Consider the following 1,354-nt stretch of genomic DNA (forward strand, 5'->3'; position numbering starts at 1 on the left):
GGTATCTTTGTTCCTGGTCGAGTTGTTTATATATTTTTTTCACAAATCAAATTTAGCACTTGGCTAATCATTGGGGGATAGCCCCCAATGATTTAATTTGAGTTGAACTTATTTGTTGAACTTAGAAAATTATAGTATGAATTTTCTACATATATTTAAAAAAAATAATAATGAACTATCCTACTTTAAAATTACATTCCTCTACTCATACCACGTTAATTTCTAAAATTGATGATTTATTACATCAGATTTTTCAATATATTGAAACAAATGAAGAGTATTTCAAATCTCAAATGGATGAAGTTTATATTCAATATTGGGAGGAAATTAAAACTACAGCAAAAAAACTGTACATCGCGTTAGAATTGGACAATTATGTAGATTACATTGAAACTTGTGATAATATACACCCCGAAGAATTATCCGATGTGATGTACGAAGCCTTGGTGGATGAAACACCGTTTGAATTATTCTACCAATTGAAAAATTTAAAAAATTTGATAACCATAGAAGGTAATTTATATAATGAAATCATACAAGAATTAGCTCAAAAGGAAAGTAATCAAACCATTATATTAAATAAGGATTTAACTTATGAGATGGAAAAAAAAATAATTCTTCTTGGTTATTATATTTACCCGAAAGATATTTCATTCGAAGATGAAGATGATTTTATATCATACAAACCTCAACCAACTGATCCATATATTATTTATAAAAATGAAGAAGATGAAATAGATGGTTCTCATTATTTAGATGGTTATTACTTTTAATATATATATATTAATTTCCTCCTATACTTCATACATAATTGATAAAATTCTCTATATTTAAGAATTATCATAAGTAATATTATACTTATAAACTAATTCAAACCTTGTTGTTTTTTTATTACATGAAAAAGGTAAACAATTGAAATTTTATACGTTATTCTTCTTAATTTAATGTAAACATTTTTTATCACGAAATTTGTTTGTGTAAGCTCCCCCAAAAAAAGTACAGTTTAAAACGAGAAAAATTATTAATTTTAAACTAAACTGTAATTATGAAGAGTAGTAAATTTAGTCCCACTCAAATCTCCAAAATCCTTCAAGAATTTGAATCTGGAAAAGATATTAATGCTATTGTTAGAGAACATGGAGTTAGTAAAGCTACGTTTTATAAGTGGCGTCAACGCTACGGTGGCATGGAAGCAAGTGAATTAAAGAAAATAAAAGCTCTTGAAGAAGAAAACGCTAAGCTAAAACGCATGTATGCTGATTTGGCTTTAGAATTAGATTGTACGTTGTCAAAATGATTTGGACACCTCTTTCTAAAAATTAAGAGAGTGTTTGGTTTATAAATTTATTATTTT

Annotated in this window: 2 protein-coding genes; both read left to right on the forward strand. The window is 26.6% G+C overall.

All coding sequences use genetic code 11. From position 1 onward, the window contains the following. Positions 1–170 precede the first annotated feature (170 nt). The gene (locus tag IF125_RS14130; protein ID WP_225542924.1) at positions 171–773 is read left to right on the forward strand and encodes a hypothetical protein; all 603 of its coding nucleotides are present in this window, start codon (positions 171–173) and stop codon (positions 771–773) included. 272 nt (positions 774–1,045) lie between these two features. Next, on the forward strand, positions 1,046–1,297 hold the full coding sequence (locus tag IF125_RS14135; RefSeq protein WP_394369895.1) for a transposase: 252 nt from the start codon (positions 1,046–1,048) through the stop codon (positions 1,295–1,297). Positions 1,298–1,354 lie beyond the last annotated feature (57 nt).

The sequence above is a fragment of the Empedobacter stercoris genome, assembly GCF_020281205.1.
GTDB lineage: Bacteria > Bacteroidota > Bacteroidia > Flavobacteriales > Weeksellaceae > Empedobacter > Empedobacter stercoris.

Coding starts and splice junctions, on each gene's coding strand:
- IF125_RS14135 (WP_394369895.1), top strand. CDS start 1,046: ATGAAGAGTAGTAAATTTAGTCCCACTCAAATCTCCAAAATCCTTCAA.
- IF125_RS14130 (WP_225542924.1), top strand. CDS start 171: ATGAACTATCCTACTTTAAAATTACATTCCTCTACTCATACCACGTTA.